This window comes from Klebsiella spallanzanii (assembly GCF_902158555.1).
Taxonomy (GTDB): domain Bacteria; phylum Pseudomonadota; class Gammaproteobacteria; order Enterobacterales; family Enterobacteriaceae; genus Klebsiella; species Klebsiella spallanzanii.
In genome coordinates, this window is sequence record NZ_CABGGS010000003.1 from 109838 (window position 1) to 126382 (window position 16545).

Consider the following 16545-nt stretch of genomic DNA (forward strand, 5'->3'; position numbering starts at 1 on the left):
CAAGATTATCTCATTTGTCGTCGCAGCTACCCATCGACATAATACGGCTCCAGCGGCCTGTTGCGGTTGGTGTTGCGCCCCGGATAAAAATACTCCATAGATTTTCTTCCTGGGAAAGCTGCAGACCCAATACGTCGAACGTCAACGACACAATGGAGGTAAAAGATGGCATTTTTACAGATTACGTTGGATATCAATGATAACAACCGCAGCGCGGCGGCAGCGGTATACCAGAAATATAAGGCTCCATTCCTGGCACTGATTCCCGGCGCGGTATCAAAAGAATTATTGATTCGCGACGAAGATGTTCAAGTTCTGCATGGTTTTAATACCGCCGAGCAGGCTCAGGCATACCTCACGTCGGAGCTGTTTGTGCAGGACGTGGTTGAGGCGCTGAAACCTTATTTAAACAGCGCGCCGGATATTCGTATTTATAGCGTTGCCTGATCTTCTACACTAAAAAGCGAGGGGCGCTTTCTGCTCTCGCTTTTCCCTTCTTCACGACAAAGAAAATCTATTGTCTCACACAAGATTTTCTGCTTTGCCAGTTTGCTGAAAAGGCAAGATAGTGGCCCCATTTTTAACTTTACGCCCGCGATGCGGTGTAGAACCAGAAACGGCCACACCTTAATGACGATTCCATTAACAGTAAAACAATTAGAAATGCTGGTTAAGATCAGCGAAGGGCAGAGCCTGTCGGAAGCGGCGCGACTGCTTAATCTCTCTCCTTCCGCCGTCAGTAAAGGGCTGGCGGGGATGGAAGAGAGTCTGGGTGTCTCGTTGATTCAGCGCACTACGCGTAATTTTCGCTTAACGGAAGCCGGGGAGTACTTTGTCGCCAGAGCCGGGGATCTGCTGAAAGATTTTGATGAGCTGATCAACACCACCAGCGGATATTTTAATCACCCGCGCGGAGCGTTAAAAGTGACCTGTTCGGTCGCATTTGGCTATTCTCACCTGATTGATATTTATGAAAACTATAAGCGTAAAAATCCGCAGGTCGAGCTCGTTATTGATCTCAACGATAATATTGTTAACCTCAACGAAAACGATATTGATATTGCGCTTAGAATCACCTCATCACCGCCGCAAAACTACGCTATGCGTCAGCTTGCACGGATAAGCTGGATTTATTGTGCAACGCCGGAATATCTGGCGCGCATGGGGACACCGATGAGCGTGCGCGAGCTATACCGGCATGAATGTCTGGTTTATCCTGGCATTACACCAACCTGCCGCGATAAATCTCCCATGACCGAAGGTGATGTTCAAACCTTAACGCCGATTAAGGCCAACAGCAGTTTAATCTTGCTGAAAGCCGTTCTGGCTCATCAGGGGATTGCCTACCTGCCTTCGTATCTGGTGGCTCAATATCTCGATTCCCAGCAGCTTTTGCCGTTGCGCCTGGATGGTAAGCTGACCTGTACCAGCCATAGCCTCTACGCGCTCTATTTTCCTTCACGCTATCGTAATCCTAAGATCAGGTCGTTTATTGATTTTTTAGTCGAAGATGTGCAGCCATGGAACGACTGGGAGAAGTGGATTGATGATGAGTGCTGAGCAGTAAAAAGTCAGTGTGATCTCTATCACTTATTGTTTTTTTAAATTTCGTCTGGTCTGTAAAATCTATCGATGAGATCACAATTTAACTTCTCATCTTTTATTTATTTGTGCATTGGATCATGTGTTTTAGTTATTACTGAGTTGTGACTTTAAGTTGAAACTGTTTTTGCTATTTTTCCATCGCTAATGAAATTTGACTATGTAAAGCTTGCAGCTAATCCAGACATTAATAACGTTACGGTTATCAATTTGGAAATAATAAAGTCTAGTAATGTTAAACTTATGTTTGAGATAGATATCGATATGCACTGTACTCTAACAATAAATGATCTATGGGTTGCGGAGGCACCATGGCGATAGGGATTAATAATAAAATGGCTGGAAATAAAAAGATACCTTTTACGCTATATGATTGCGGATGGGTAATGTTGTGTATTGGTGCCGCTATTGGTTCAGGCATCGTTTTCTTTCCATTACAGGTCGGTCTTAAAGGTGTGTGGGTATTTGCACTGGCGGTTATTTTGGGTTATCCCGCCGTTTATTATATGCAAAAATTATTTATTGAGACGATGGCGCGAAGCGATGCGCAGGACTCTTACTTGAGCATAATTACCAGCTATGTCGGCAGCCGCTGGGGTTTTTTCCTTGGCGCGCTTTACTCCATCACGGTACTTAAATCGATGGTTGAGTATGCCATGGCGGTGACGAATGACAGCGCCTCTTATCTGAAGACCTTTGGATTGACTGCGCACACGATGTCCGACTACTGGTGGTGGTCGCTGCTATGGATTGCCGGGCTATCGCTGATTGCTTCAAAAGGCGAAAAAATGCTGTTTAAAGTCTCAGGCAGCATGATTGCGATTAAGTTAGTTATTATTGTCGCTATTGGTTTTGTGGTTATCCCATTCTGGAATCTGGGAAATATTGGCGAACTGCCGGGATTCAGTCATCTAATTGTAGGGACGTTTCCTACGCTGCCGTTTGCCATATTTTCCATCATGTTTGTACAGATTTTAAACCCGATGAATCTGGCCTATAAAAAACGTGAGGAAGATAAAGAAATCGCCAAATATAAAATCCTGCGGGTGCATAAAGTTGCGTATCTGATACTGGTTGTGACTATTTTACTGTTTGTCGTGTCGATTATTTTGTCAATCAGCGAAGCGGATGCGCTGCGTGCCTATCAGGAAAACATCTCTGCGCTGGCCCTGGCGGCAAAGGTGATCCCTGGCTCTGCGGTCAAAATTATGAGCGTTATTCTCAATGTTTTCTCCATTGTGACAGCGTTCCTTGGGATCTACCTTGCCGTACATGAATCGTTTGTTGGTTTAATTAAATTTACCGCGCAGAAATTTTTCAGCCAGCAAGAAGGGCGTGAAAAGCAGAACAGCATTATTGCTTTTTTTATGGTGGTGCTGGTGCTGTGGTTAATTGTCTTAACGAACTTCCCAATTTTGAAAGTCTTTGTCTTTGGCGGCGTCACCTACGGGATTATTAGCTGCATTGTGCCCGGCATCATTATTCTTAAAAACGATAAGTTTACCGATGTCCGAGGCGCCGCCGTTTATTACGTTATTTTAATCGGCATTTTGATGTGTATTGGTCCGTTTGTAATGCTGTTTTCGTCATAGCGTGATGGCGTAATTCGATTGGCTGGCGACAAACGTCGCGGGGTGGTTTACCTAATGATGAAGTATGAAAGAGGAATAAAGCGAATGTCTAAACATGATTTTGACCATCAGGTCGCACCGGAAACTTATCTGTGCCATGGGCCGTTCGATCCGGAGGTTTTTGGCGGCGTGGTGAATCCACCGGTCTATCACGCCTCTACCGTGATATTTAAAAACTGCCAGCAGCTCAAAGAGCGTGACCAGGCGCTTTTTACCGATGGGGCTGATGAGGTGATGTATTACGGTCGTTTCGGGACGCCGACGACCTTCGCGGTGCAAAAAGCGTTGGCGGAACTGGAAGGAGGCTATCGCTCGCTGCTGGTGCCTACCGGGCTGGCGGCCTGCACCAGCGCGCTGTTGGCGCTGGTGAAAACCGGCGACCATATCCTGGTGAGCAGCAGCGTATACGGGCCGACGCGCGGGTTTATCAATAATGTGCTGGCGAGGATGGGCGTAAGCGCAACCTATTTTGAGCCCTGTATGGGCGAGGGGATCGCCAGCCTGTTTCGTGATAACACCAGCGTGGTGTTTACCGAGTCTCCTGGTTCGCAAACGTTTGAAGTTCAGGATATTCCGGCGATTTGCCGCATTGCTCATGCGCGTGATGCGAAGGTAATAGTCGATAACACATGGGCTACGCCACTGTTCTTTAAACCCTTCGACCATGGTGTCGATGTGTCGGTACATGCCGCGACGAAATATATTGTTGGCCATTCTGATGCTCAGATGGGCCTGATTACCGCGAATCAGGCGTGCTGGCCGGCTATCAGAAGTATGGTTTATCAGTATGGTCTGCACGCGGCGCCAGATGATGTCTATTTGGCCCAGCGTGGGCTACGCACCATGTCGCTGCGTCTGGCTCGCCATCAGGCGTCGGCACTGCGCATCGCACGCTGGTTTAGTGAAAGGCCCGAGGTTGAACAGGTGCTTCATCCGGCTTTGCCTTCTTGCCCGGGACATGAAATCTGGAAGCGAGATTTTACCGGCTCCAGCGGGCTTTTCAGCGTGGTGCTAAAGCCTCAGTACAGCCAGGCATCTGTGGAGAAGTTTATCGATAGCCTGGAGTACTTCGGGATCGGTTTTTCGTGGGGCGGTTTCGAAAGTCTGGCGATTCCATTTAATCCAGCGAACGGGAGGCCGGAATATCATTGGCCGTGGCCGGGACAGGCGTTCCGCCTGCAAATCGGTCTCGAAGATCCTGACGATCTGATTAAAGATTTACAGCAAGCGCTGACGCACCTGCACGGGTAAAAAGAGAAAATCACGAACAGCAGAAGTAACGTAAAAATTGAGGAGAACAATTATGCAAGTGGCTATCCATACCGAGCGTGCACCGGCAGCCATCGGACCCTATTCACAAGGCGTGACGCTGGGAAATCTGGTGTTTACCTCCGGCCAGTTGCCGCTCGTGGCTGAAACGATGGCTTTCCCCGATGGCGGTATTCAGGCGCAAACCCGCCAGGCGTTGCTTAATCTCCAGGCGGTTCTGGAACAGTCAGGGGCATCGTTCAACTCGGTGATTAAAACCACCTGTTTTCTTGCCGATATGGCGGATTTTGTCGATTTTAACGCGGTTTATGGCGATTTTTTTGCCGGTAAAATTGCTCCGGCCCGTTCCTGTGTGCAGGTGGGGCGGCTGCCAAAAGATGCGCTGGTTGAGATAGAAGCGGTGGCGTTTGTTGCATCCTGAGATGACTGCGGGCCTGTAACAGGCCCGCTATTTTTTTTACTGTGCGACCTCGGCTTCCTCTTCGTCAGCATTCGACAGTTGTTCATTGGCCATCAGCGCTTTCTCGCTTTTGCCGAAGCACTGAATCAGCAGGAACAGCGCGCCGCTGGCAAACAGCGTCATCACCAGACCATCATAGCCTGCGATGCTAATCAGCAGGCTGCTGACCACCGGACCCGCCACGCTGCCCGCTGACCAAAAGAATCCAAGCAGGGCGTTGATCATAATCAGCTTCTGCCCGGAGAAGGTTTTACCGGCGCGGACCAGCGACAGTGTATAGAGCGCGCCTGCCGCCGCTCCCAGAATCAGGCAGCCGATAATCAGCTGGATATGCGATGCCAGCAGGAAAGGCAACGCCAGCAGGGCGAGGCAGAAGACTACCGCGCAGGTTAAATGCACGCGGCGGATGCCGAAGCGGTCGGCAATCCAGCCCAGCGGTGCCTGGAAAACGGCATCGCCGGTCAATACCACCGTGACCAGCAGTACCGCCATCGCTTCATTCAGCCCTTTATCCATACCCCAGAGCGGCAGCAGCGCCAGAATGCTGGCATCAAAAAACGCAAAACAGAACACGCCGGAGGCCAGTACCGGCAAAAAGGCCCCGAGGCTGCGCCAGCTGGCGTGTTCGGCCAGCCGTTCGCGGCTGCCGGAAGGCAGATGGCGCAGCATCAGCAGACAGGCCAGAGTGACGATCCCAACCAGCAGCAGCGTCCAGGATTGCCAGGCCTCTCCGGCGGAGATCAGCAGCGGTCCCGCCAGCTGACAGCCGGTAAAGGCGGAGGCATAAATTCCGGTCAACGTTGCCCGGTTTTTACCCGCCGCGCCGCCGGTGATCCAGCTTTCGCCAATAACGATAATGACCCCTGAAGCGAGGCCGGTAACCAGCCGTGGCAGCAGGAGATGGGCGATATCAAAAGAGAGGCAGGAGGCGATCGTCGCCACCGCCAGCGCCACCAGGCTGACCGAGAGCAGAAGACCCATCTCAAAGCGCCGGCACAGCGCCGGTGAGAGGAAGGAGGATATCATCATCCCCGCTGGCGGTAGCGCGGCCAGCAGGCCGACGTAAATGGTATCAATCTGCTGCTGCGCCAGCTCAAGACTGATCAAGGGCACCGTGTATCCGGTGATAAATCCCACTAATGAAGCCGCCATAATCATCGCCAGCGTGGGGGCAAGACGATTCTGCTCTGGGTTGAACATTTTATTTCCGGTTAAGGAGGTTTGTGGAGTGAATTATTCGGCAAAACGCCCGTGTAGCTGCATAATAATTAATCGCACGCCTTATGTCACCGTTGATATGACTACAATAAAATGCAGTGCTGGCTGAATGCAGTGGGAATGGGCGTTGGCACCGGATTTTTCGGAAGTTGTCAGCGGGCAGGCGAAAGGATATAACCAATAAGATGGTCGATAATCTATAACCGCGAATTATTGAATAAAACACTGGTTCAGCGCTAATGCTGTGCAGGAAAGGAGTAAGACATGGCAGTATCCTCTTCACTGATCGCTGAGGCCATTCGCTGGCGACGTGATTTTCATGCTTGCCCTGAACTGGGGTATCAGGAACAGGAAACCTCGCGCCGCGTGGCTGAATTGCTCACTTCATTTGGACTTCAGGTCCATAGCGGGCTGGCGGGGACTGGGGTCGTCGCGACGCTGGAGAATGGTCCCGGTCCGGTGATTGGTCTGCGGGCTGATATGGACGCGCTGCCGATAACCGAGCAGGGCGACGTCAGCTATAAATCACGTAATCCTGGCGTGATGCACGCCTGCGGTCACGATGGGCATAGCGCTATGCTGCTGGCGACAGCGGCGCATCTGGCGCAAACTCGCCGCTTTCGCGGCACCGTTCATTTTGTGTTTCAGCCCGCTGAGGAGAACCTTGGCGGCGCGCGTAAAATGGTTGAGGAAGGGCTGTTTGAGCGCTTCCCGATGGACGCTATCTACGCGTTACATAACTGGCCGGGTATGCCGCTGGGCCAGGTGGCGATTAACAGCGGGGCGATGATGGCCTCTCTTGATGCGTTTGAAATCACCCTGACCGGGAAAAGCTGTCATGCGGCGATGCCGGAACGCGGGGCGGACCCGATTGTCGCCGCGGCGCAGCTAATTATGGCGCTACAAACGATTCCTTCGCGTCGTCTGTCGCCGCAGGAGTCGACGGTGGTCAGCATTACCCAGATTGTTGGCGGGGAGGCGATTAACGTTCTGCCGGACAAAGTGGTGCTACGCGGAACCTTCCGCTGCCTGAATAATCAGGTGCGCGAGCGGGTAAGGGGACTGATTGAGAGCTATGTCGCCGCCCAGCCGCAGGTGTCTGACGTTGAAGGAGACATCTCCTGGTATCCGGGTTATCCAGTGACGACTAACGATCCTGTTGAAGCGCAAAAGGTTCGCGATGCGGCGACCGCGCTGCTGGGAGAATCTGCGGTGAGCTGGAACGGAAATCCATCAATGGCATCGGAGGATTTTGCCTGCATGCTGGAAGCCTGTCCTGGAGCCTATTTCTGGATCGGTACCGACGGCGAGACGGCCTCGAAGCCGCTGCACAATGCCGGATATGATTTCAATGATGAACTGATCCCACACGGCGTAACGCTGTGGACGGCGCTGGTGGAAAAGTTGCTGGCTTAAGATGCGTTTCCCGGAGGCGGTGCTGCGCACCTGTCCGGGCTACAAACTGCGATCCCGTAGGCCGGGCAAGGCGTTAGCCGCCGCCCGGCACCCTCCCGGCGTCGTTTTACACGTTAACCGCCGCTTTCAGACGGGCTTTCATCTCGCTGTAGCTTGTCCAGGCGTACTGCTCGGCCCAGCGCTGATCCTCAATCGCTTCCACCTTCACTGCACAATATTTGGTTTCCGGCGTTTTCGAGATCGGGTCGAGGTTATCCTGAGTCAGCTCGTTACAGGCTCCGACCCACCACTGATAGGTCATATACACGGCACCTGCGTTAATGCGATCGCTAATGTCAGCTCGGGTGATCACCTTGCCACGTCGCGAACTAACCCACACCAGCTGCTGGTCGGCGACACCGAGTTTCTGTGCGTCGGCGCGGTTGATTTGCACCCGACCCGGTTCATCGGCGAGCGACTGCAGGGCCGCGCAGTTGCCGGTCATTGAACGGCATGAGTAGTGACCGACTTCGCGAACGGTACATAGCACCAGCGGATACTCTTCATCCGGCGTCTCGGCAGGAGCGCGCCACGGTGCGGCAAACAGCTGGCCTTTACCGGTTGGCGTATCGAAGTGATTATCTTTATACAGCCACGGCGTGCCGGGGTGATCCAGCGTCGGGCACGGCCACTGCACGTGGTTTATATCACCCATTTTTTCATAAGTGACGCCATAGAACAGCGGGCACAGTTCGCGCATTTCATCCCAGATCTGCTGGTTGTTATCGTAATGCATCGGGTAGCCCATTTCGCTGGCCAGCAGACTGATGATTTCCCAGTCGCGTTTCACGTTGCCGGTGGCAATAATCGCCTGCTCGAAGCGCTGGAAACCGCGGTCGGCGCAGGTAAAGACGCCACCGTGTTCGCCCCAGGAGGTGGCGGGCAACAGCACATCGGCGATTTCTGCTGTTTTGGTCATAAAGATATCCTGCACCACCACAAAATCGAGCGCTTCGATCCCTTTGCGCACCAGGCCCAGATCGGCCTCGGTCTGTAGCGGGTCTTCGCCCATGATGTAGTAGGCTTTGATCTCGCCGGTCAGCGCTTTGTGCGGCACCTCGGTGATGCGGGTCCCAACTTTGTCGTCCATCAACGCGGGATCAATACCCCAGGCTTTGGCGAATTTGGCGCGAACGCTGGCGTCGGTGACATCCTGATAGCCAGGGAACATATTGGGTAACACGCCCATATCGCAGGCGCCCTGGACGTTGTTTTGCCCGCGCACCGGGCCGACGCCAACGTTAGCGCGCCCCAGATTGCCGGTTAGCAACGCGAGGCTCGCCAGCCCTCTGACCACATCCACTGCCTGACCAAACTGGGTCACGCCCATGCCCCACATAATGGTGGCGGAAGGTGCGGCAGCAAACATGCGCATCGCCTGGCGAATCTCATTTGCCGGAACGCCGACTATCGTTTCCACGGCTTCGGGAGAATAGTCTTTAACCAGTTCACGATAGGCGTCCAGCCCTTCGGTAAAGCGGTCGACATAATCGTGGTTATACAGATCCTCTTCCAGCAGGACGTGAGCGAAGGCGTTGACCAGCGCCATATTGCTGCCGTTATTAAGTTGCAGATGACGATCGGCAATGCGGGCGGTTTCGATACGGCGCGGGTCGCAGACGATGATTTTCGCGCCGTTTTCGCGGGCTTTAATCACCCGACGGGCGACGATAGGGTGGGAGTCGGCGCAGTTGTAGCCGAATACCAGCAGACATTTCGAGTTTTCGATATCGCTAATCGAGTTGCTCATCGCACCGTTGCCGAGTGCCAGCTGAAGACCGGCGACCGACGGGCCGTGGCAAACGCGGGCGCAGCAGTCGACGTTATTGGTGTTGAGCACCCCACGGGCGAATTTTTGCATCACATAGTTGGTTTCATTGCCGGTACCGCGCGATGAACCGGTGGTCATAATGGCACGCGGGCCATGTTTCTCTTTTATTTCACGCAGTTTTTTCGCCGTATAGCGGATAGCCTCATCCCAACTGACCGGGGTGAACTTGCCGCCTTTCTGGTAGCGAATCATCGGTTGTTGCAGGCGCGGCGTCAGCAGTTGCGTATCGTTGAGGAAGTCCCAGCCGTAGTAGCCTTTGAGGCATAGCTGATTTTGGTTGGTGACGCCATCTGCGGCTTCGGCACGGATAATTTTATTGTTATCAACGACCAGCTTAAGTTTGCAACCGGCCCCGCAATAAGGGCAAACGCTCGTGATTTTTTTCATCAGTAACAGACCTGTTAACAGAGAATAAACAACATTGGACAGACCGGGCCCGGCCCGCCTTTGTCAGGGCGCCATAAGCCAGCGTACCGGCAAATGACAGGAGCGTTATGCATACGCTGTGCCAGGTTTTAATTAATTGAATTTAAAGGAGATTTTTTACGGGGAAGGCTGCGAGGCAGTGATGTCGACACTAATGACGATGACATGACGCCCGGTTGGGCGTCATGCAGGGGTTGGTCAGGCCAGCTTCAGCCGTAGCTGAGCGAGAGTCTCTGCGGGTAACCCCACCTCCTCAGCAGCAGCGCAAATGGCCTGCCAGCTTCCGGCATCCAGCGGAATACCCTGCGCCAGACGCTCCTGACGGTTGGCTTCTTCCCACTCACCAGGCGCGAGAATCGGCGTCTCCGGGTCGTGCGGCGACTGTTTGCACCAGTCAATAAATGCTTCGGTCTCACGCTGCATATCCGGCGCATCGAAAGCGTCAGGGCTGAGAATAATGGTTGTCATACAGTTAAAAATCGCGTCAACGCTGCCCTGCAGGTTCTCTTTATGCGAGGTTTTCCCACCGGATACCGCGCCGCCGATAACTTCACACAGCGTCGCCAGCGCATAGCCTTTATGCTCGGCAAAAGTCAGCAGCGCGCCGAGCGGTGAAGTCTGCATCACTGCGGGGTCGGTAGTAGGAACGCCCTGAGCGTCAATCAATGAACCTGGCGGTACCGGAACGCCTTTGTGCCACGCGACGCGGGTCTTACCAAAGGCGATAGCGCTGGTGGCATAATCCAGCAGCAGCGGAGGATGGCCTTCGCGCGGGAAAACCACGCACAGCGGGTTGGTACCGAAGCGGCTGTCTTTACCGCGAAACGGTGCGACCATTATGTTGCCGACGACGTTAACGAAATGGATAGAGATCATCCCGGCGGCCGCGCACTGTTCCGCCCAGTAGCCGATGCGGCCTATGTGGTGCGCGTTACGCAGTGCGACGGCGGCCATACCGTGCTGTTTCGCTTTTTCGATGCCCATCTGCATGGCTTCGTGGGCCACTACCTGGCCGAACCCACCGTTGCCGTCCAGCGTGACGACGGCTCCAGCATCTTTCATCACGCTGGCGTGACGGTTGAGCTGTAAATAGCCCAGCGCGTGGGAACGCACGTAGCTCGGGATCATACCTACGCCGTGGGAATCATGTCCGGCCAGGTTGGCGGCAATCAGATGGTCGGCAATAAGCGATGCTTCGGTGGGAGAGCTTCCCATATGGCTAAAAAGCGTTTTAACAAACTGATGCAGATCCGTGGCCTGGAAGCGATGTCCTGTTTGCACTGATTCTCTCCTGTTACGGTGTCGTGGGTTATTGTTTTATTGTGTTTGCGTTTCCATGCTGCTCTCCGGACCAGAGAAGATCAAGGTTTGCACGTTGCAGGGAAGAAATGAACTGAGGGGGAGGGAACAGAGTTGAGGCCCGGAAGTCTGGTGGTGCTGTTAAGAACCATTATTATAAAAACTCATAATAAATCTTACCTGTCGAACATGATGGGGATATACCCCCTAAATAATTCGAGTTGCAGGAAGGCGGCGACGCAGTGAATCCCCGGGAGCTTACTGAAGTAAGTGACTGGGGTGAACGAGGAAAGCCAACACACATGCAGCTCGAATTATGACGGGGAAAAGAGAGCGCAACAATGAATATCAGTACCATTTTTCTGATAACCATCGCTATTTTACTGCTGGGAATCTCAGTCTATAGCTTGCTAAGCTATATAAAAGAACGCCGGGCTAAACGTTTTCGCCCTTTTCGTCAGCGATAATGGCGCTATCGAAAGGCGGGCTAGCCCGCCTTATTATAATTGTCGCGCCATGTTTTCGGTGAGGCATGATATTTCTCACGGAACTGCTTACTGAATAATGGATGACTGACAAAACCACAAATCCATGAAATCTGCTCAATGCGCAGCTGAAGATTATTTTCCAGCATTTCCCGCGCCGCCTCCAGACGTATATCCCTGATTAGCGCCATCACCGAAGTCTTCTGCTCATTAAAGGCTCTGTCAAGACTGGCTCGCGAACAACGAAGGCTTTGCGTCAGGGCTTCCGGGGAAAGGCTATGTTGATGATAATTTTGCAAAATAAAGGACTTTGCGCCATTGTAAAGATGGCTCAGTTTGCCTGGAATAAATAAGCCTTTTTCTTTGGCGACATCGGCCAGCATAATGAATGCCATATTATGTAGCCCATCAACAATGGTCGCCGTCTCTTTAGTCGAAAGCGTTGCGGATTGCGCATCCAGCAATAGCATATGTGATTTCAAAAAACTCGCGAGGTGATGATTTTCTAAAGAGACCATCGGGCTGTTTAGTTTTCCACTAAAAACCTCGTTAATCTTATCGCTACGAGGAATGACATACAGTTGCTTTACGTCATTACATTGATAGTGGTAATAGTCGTTACGTTGATGAACAATTAACATACCCTCGTTCACCTGCGACGTGACAGACTCTTTTCGACCACGAATGATTTGGTTGCCCTGAACGATCAGCGAAATATAGATCGAGGATTCTGCCGCCAGATGTGGGTCGAATATTGTTTCGTTTCTTGAGCCCATTGCACTACAATAATCTCCATTAACGCCAGAGATGGTTTTATGCCTGGCAATAATCTCTTCCGGTCGTCGATTGTTAACAACCTCGATACCGTAGCAATTAATATTCTGCGAGAGCTTTTGATAGCGCTCTTCGGGCGCGATATCCGCCGCGCTTAAAACATGTGGAACATACAGCGCCGTAGGTCTGGACATGGTTGTCTCTTATCCCAAGGTGACGGTTGCAGGTGGGTTGTTTTATCCTCCGATTATAAGATTAATCTTAGTAAAAACCAGCGTGCGGGCGTTTTTTTACATTTCTCAGAAGGCTGAAACGCAGGGCGCTTGCTGAATATTATTTATTCTAATGTTGGGCTGGTGAAAACGGTTATTTTTTATATTTACCGTGGATGAATGAAATATTTATTAGGGCTTTTTTATCCTCAGCGGATTTCATTTCTTGAAAGTGTGAGTTATTCGGGGGCTAGACAAAAGAATGGGAATGGTTGCACTCTATATTGCAGATGCCAACCGATGGGAAAAGTAAGCGCATGCGTAAAGGTAAAATTATTGTTTTAGTTTTGATGGTTTTTTGTATTCTTATTTTTGCAATTGTTGCCGCCTGGTTTTTACTGTCCAAAGACAATTTTGCCGTACCGGAAAACGCGGAAACAGAAGCCGCGGTACTCCAGGTCGCAGGCTTAACGCGCAATGGACAACGCGATCCGCAGGCGCTGAAATCACTCTATCAAAAGCGCGTGACGGTGCGTCAGGTGAATCTTGATAGCGGCCAACTTTTAGCGCAGGGAGCCAATAGCGGCGCGCAAAAACGCTGTGTCGAACTGGCAGCCGCGCGCGATCCGGCGCAAATCCGCCAGCGCTGTTCGCTGGGTGAGGTTTACGTTGTTCGAGATAATAATAATGAAATTCAGCAAGTTATACTTCCGGTTTACGGCAAAGGCGCGAAGTCGATGATGTATGCCTTAATCGCCCTTGGGACCGATGGCCGAACGGTAAAAGACCTGTTGTATTACCAGCAGAATGAAACGCCGCTGCTGGGTGCAAGAGTCGAAGACCCGGACTGGCGTAGCCAATGGCCAGGCAAGAAAATACGCGATAATAACGGCCAGCCGGCGCTAAAGGTTATTCAGAATAATCCCGGCCAGCATGATGACTATACGGTGGATGGAATTAGCGGCGCGACCCTGACTTCAACCGGCGTCGAGAAGAGTATTAATTACTGGGTGGGTGAGCAGGGATACGGTAAGTTTCTTCAGCGGCTACAGCAAAATCCTGAAATATTAAATCGTTAAAAGCTCGGGCGACAAAATACTCGGCAAATAACCGGTGCTATTACAGCGCCGGTTTTTTATGCTTTCGATGAAGATATTTGGCGGGGAAAAGTCAGGGAATAAAGCTAATAACTTAAAGTTATTAATCTTCGTTTCTTTGCAACATTTTACACAAATTGTCACAGTTTGACATTTTCATGATCCAGGTCATGTACATTACGAGTAAAAATGACAACGATAATCATTATCATTAACTCTGATGGGATGCGTCATGGCTGGTCCTCGTTCTTTTCTGCTGCTAATGCTGTTGAGTCTTTTGTTTGGCAGCGCGTGCGCGATGGCGCAGACTCACTATGCGCCATATATCGAGGACATTGAGCAACGCCTTGATAAAACAGCCGAATTCTATCAGCAGCAAAAAAATACCGAAGCGCGCCGTGAGGTGCAAATGGCCTACTTTGAAGTGTTTGAAAACCTCGAAGGGCCAATCCGCATTAACATTTCGGCGCGTAAAAGCTACGAGATGGAGAGTACCTTCGGTGAGATCCGTCGCATGATCGGCGAGGGTAAGCCGCTAAGCGAAGTTCAGGCGCGTATCGATGGGCTAAAGCAGGCGCTGCGCGAAGTTGAGCCTGTGCTTGATGGCGGGCATCGACTGGTTGCCGAAGAGCAGCATACCGCGCTGTCGCGCGATGACATTGCGCTGCACTGGCAGGATAGCTTCCGCACCATTGACGATATGCTGGCCCAGGCGGTAACGGATTATCAGGCCGGTCACTACGCGCAGGCCAGCCAGCAGGTGCAGCAGGCGCATTATCAGGGCTTCAAAAACTCCGAAATGGAAACCTCCGTGCGGCAAAACCGTTCGGCGAAAGAGGCTGCCGCCATCAACCAGCAGTTTACCGCACTGATTACCCTGACCTCCCAGCCGGACCGCCTGAACGATGTTTCCTATCAGGTCACCACGTTATTGCAGGATCTGGAGGATATTCTGCCGGGCCTGCCCACGACCCGTGACGATCAGCCGGTAAGCGCTCCGGCTAGTGCAGACAACGCCACACAGATCGAGGATACGGGAGCCCGGGCGGATTGGGCGAGCGTCGCTGCCGGGATTAACCAAAGCATCAATGCCGCTCTGGCGCGTTATCAGAACGGGGAAGGGCAGGACGCGATTCTTGATGTCCAGGACACCTACTTTGACCGTTTTGAAGCCACCGGAATGGAGAACAAAATCGGCTCCCGCGACTCGGCGTTTAAAACCTCTCTTGAGGCGCACTTTACCCGCATGGTCAGCCTGATGAAGGCTAACCAGCCGCAGGAAAAACTGGTTGCCGAAGCCGCCGCTCTTGAGCAGGACCTGCAAAAAGCGGTAACCATGCTGGGTGAGGGCGAAGAGACCCAGTGGAGCCTGCTGCTCTACAGCCTGATGATTATCGTGCGTGAAGGGCTGGAAGCGCTGCTGATTGTGGCGGCTATCGTCGCTTACCTGGTTAAAAACAACCATCACGACAAGCTGCCGCTGATTCGCCAGTCGGTGATTGTGGCGCTGGTGGCCAGCGTGGCGACGGCGTTTATCTTCCAGCTGTTGTTTACCAACTCCGGCGCCAGCCGAGAGCTGCTGGAGGGGATCACCATGCTGATTGCCGTGGTGATGCTGTTCTTTATGAGCTACTGGCTGCTGTCGAAGGTTGAAGCTCGCCACTGGAAAGCCTGGCTTGAGGGCAAACTCTCTCATTCGCTGTCGCGCGGATCGCTGGTAGGGCTGTGGTTGACCAGCTTCCTTGCAGTCTACCGCGAAGGTGCCGAAACGGTGCTGTTCTACTACGCCCTGATTGGCGATGCCCAGGGGCTGCCGGGTCATCTGGCCATCGGTGCCGGGTTTGTTATCGGCTGCGTGGTTCTGCTCATTGCCTGGCTCGTCATGCGCTACTCGGTGGTTCGACTGCCGCTTAAACCCTTCTTCATGTTCACCGGCGGTTTTATGTACCTGATGGCGTTTGTTTTCGCCGGTAAAGGGGTACTGGAACTGGTGGAGGGCAAACTATTCCAGCCAACGTTGATTAACGGGATGCCCGAAATCAGCTGGCTGGGGATTTACCCCTATGTGGAAACGCTATTGCCGCAGATTGTATTGCTGATCGCGGCGCTGGTGGCGCTATGGATCATGCGCCGCCGCCAGGCACCAGGTGAGACCATAAAAACAAGTTCCTAATCATTTTAAGACGAGAGGATGAGTCAGATGACCATTAAGAAGACCCTGATTATCAGCGCGACCGTTGCCAGCATTTTCACCGCACCTGCGGCACTGGCCTTTAAAGAGTATCCGGCTGGTGAGCCGGTCACCATGAATGAGATGGAGATCGCCGCGGTTTATCTGCAACCGATCGATATGGAACCGCGCGGTATGGGTTTGCCGGCAGCGAAATCGGATATCCATCTGGAAGCCGATATTCATGCGGTGGAAGGCGGTAAAAATGGTTTTGGCGCGGGTGAATGGATCCCTTATCTGACCATCGCCTATACCCTGGTCAATAGCGACACCGGCGAAAAACAAGAAGGTACATTTATGCCGATGGTGGCGAGCGATGGCCCGCACTACGGCGCGAACATCAAGATGATGGGCGTCGGTAACTACAAAGTGACCTACCATATTGACCCGCCGTCAAAAGCCGGGATGCACCGTCATACCGATAGCGAAACCGGCGTCGGCCGCTGGTGGAAGCCGTTTGATGTGAGCTATGAGTTTAAGTATGTCGGCCTGAACTAAGCATCTATTACGCAGGATGGCCGACGGGTCATCCTGCTTTATGTTATTCACCCGCCGT

General features: G+C 52.3%; 14 protein-coding genes. 10 read left to right on the forward strand and 4 right to left on the reverse strand.

All coding sequences use genetic code 11. The features are described from left to right. Positions 1 to 165: 165 nt before the first annotated feature. From FN082_RS05580 to FN082_RS05600, 5 genes are all read left to right on the forward strand, one after another. Positions 166 to 447: a hypothetical protein gene (locus tag FN082_RS05580; protein ID WP_139537480.1), complete on the forward strand. Its 282-nt coding sequence runs from the start codon at positions 166 to 168 to the stop codon at positions 445 to 447. Positions 448 to 630: 183 nt separating this feature from the next. Beyond that, on the forward strand, positions 631 to 1560 hold the full coding sequence (locus FN082_RS05585) for a LysR family transcriptional regulator (RefSeq protein ID WP_142981265.1): 930 nt from the start codon (positions 631 to 633) through the stop codon (positions 1558 to 1560). 428 nt (positions 1561 to 1988) lie between these two features. Next, positions 1989 to 3194 carry an amino acid permease gene (locus FN082_RS05590; RefSeq protein ID WP_235891683.1) on the forward strand — a complete coding sequence of 402 codons (1206 nt, stop codon included), beginning with the start codon at positions 1989 to 1991 and terminating at the stop codon, positions 3192 to 3194. A gap of 84 nt (positions 3195 to 3278) precedes the next feature. Next, positions 3279 to 4484 (forward strand): cystathionine beta-lyase, encoded by a 1206-nt coding sequence (metC, locus tag FN082_RS05595; RefSeq protein ID WP_139537477.1) that lies wholly within the window; start codon positions 3279 to 3281, stop codon positions 4482 to 4484. A 52-nt stretch (positions 4485 to 4536) separates the two neighbouring features. Beyond that, positions 4537 to 4923 carry a RidA family protein gene (locus FN082_RS05600; protein WP_139537476.1) on the forward strand — a complete coding sequence of 129 codons (387 nt, stop codon included), beginning with the start codon at positions 4537 to 4539 and terminating at the stop codon, positions 4921 to 4923. Positions 4924 to 4959: 36 nt separating this feature from the next. On the opposite strand, the gene FN082_RS05605 is transcribed toward FN082_RS05600, so the two are convergent. Further along, positions 4960 to 6162: an MFS transporter gene (locus FN082_RS05605; RefSeq protein WP_142462907.1), complete on the reverse strand. Its 1203-nt coding sequence runs from the start codon at positions 6160 to 6162 to the stop codon at positions 4960 to 4962. Between the two features lie 282 nt (positions 6163 to 6444). Between FN082_RS05605 and FN082_RS05610 the strand changes: the two genes are divergently transcribed. Next, entirely contained in the window at positions 6445 to 7596 is a 1152-nt protein-coding gene (locus FN082_RS05610) for a M20 aminoacylase family protein (RefSeq protein WP_142465225.1), read from the forward strand. A gap of 106 nt (positions 7597 to 7702) precedes the next feature. Here the strand turns inward: FN082_RS05610 and fdhF are convergent, their stop codons facing one another. Continuing rightward, positions 7703 to 9853: a formate dehydrogenase subunit alpha gene (gene fdhF / locus FN082_RS05615; RefSeq protein WP_142981267.1), complete on the reverse strand. Its 2151-nt coding sequence runs from the start codon at positions 9851 to 9853 to the stop codon at positions 7703 to 7705. A 237-nt stretch (positions 9854 to 10090) separates the two neighbouring features. Continuing rightward, the gene (locus tag FN082_RS05620) at positions 10091 to 11173 is read right to left on the reverse strand and encodes a malate/lactate/ureidoglycolate dehydrogenase (RefSeq protein WP_139537472.1); all 1083 of its coding nucleotides are present in this window, start codon (positions 11171 to 11173) and stop codon (positions 10091 to 10093) included. Positions 11174 to 11532: 359 nt separating this feature from the next. On the opposite strand from FN082_RS05620, the gene FN082_RS05625 reads away from it, so the two are divergent. After that, on the forward strand, positions 11533 to 11658 hold the full coding sequence (locus FN082_RS05625) for a small membrane protein (RefSeq protein ID WP_139537471.1): 126 nt from the start codon (positions 11533 to 11535) through the stop codon (positions 11656 to 11658). A gap of 20 nt (positions 11659 to 11678) precedes the next feature. Here the strand turns inward: FN082_RS05625 and FN082_RS05630 are convergent, their stop codons facing one another. Then, positions 11679 to 12644 carry a helix-turn-helix domain-containing protein gene (locus FN082_RS05630; protein ID WP_139537470.1) on the reverse strand — a complete coding sequence of 322 codons (966 nt, stop codon included), beginning with the start codon at positions 12642 to 12644 and terminating at the stop codon, positions 11679 to 11681. Between the two features lie 335 nt (positions 12645 to 12979). On the opposite strand from FN082_RS05630, the gene nqrC reads away from it, so the two are divergent. The 3 genes from nqrC (at position 12980) to FN082_RS05645 (ending at position 16487) form a co-directional block, all read left to right on the forward strand. Further along, positions 12980 to 13741 (forward strand): NADH:ubiquinone reductase (Na(+)-transporting) subunit C, encoded by a 762-nt coding sequence (gene nqrC, locus FN082_RS05635; protein ID WP_139537469.1) that lies wholly within the window; start codon positions 12980 to 12982, stop codon positions 13739 to 13741. Positions 13742 to 13991: 250 nt separating this feature from the next. Further along, complete coding sequence (locus FN082_RS05640; RefSeq protein ID WP_139537468.1) at positions 13992 to 15932, forward strand: FTR1 family iron permease; 1941 nt, start codon at positions 13992 to 13994, stop codon at positions 15930 to 15932. Positions 15933 to 15959: 27 nt separating this feature from the next. Further along, on the forward strand, positions 15960 to 16487 hold the full coding sequence (locus tag FN082_RS05645) for an iron transporter (protein WP_064176588.1): 528 nt from the start codon (positions 15960 to 15962) through the stop codon (positions 16485 to 16487). The last annotated feature ends 58 nt before the right edge of the window (positions 16488 to 16545 follow it).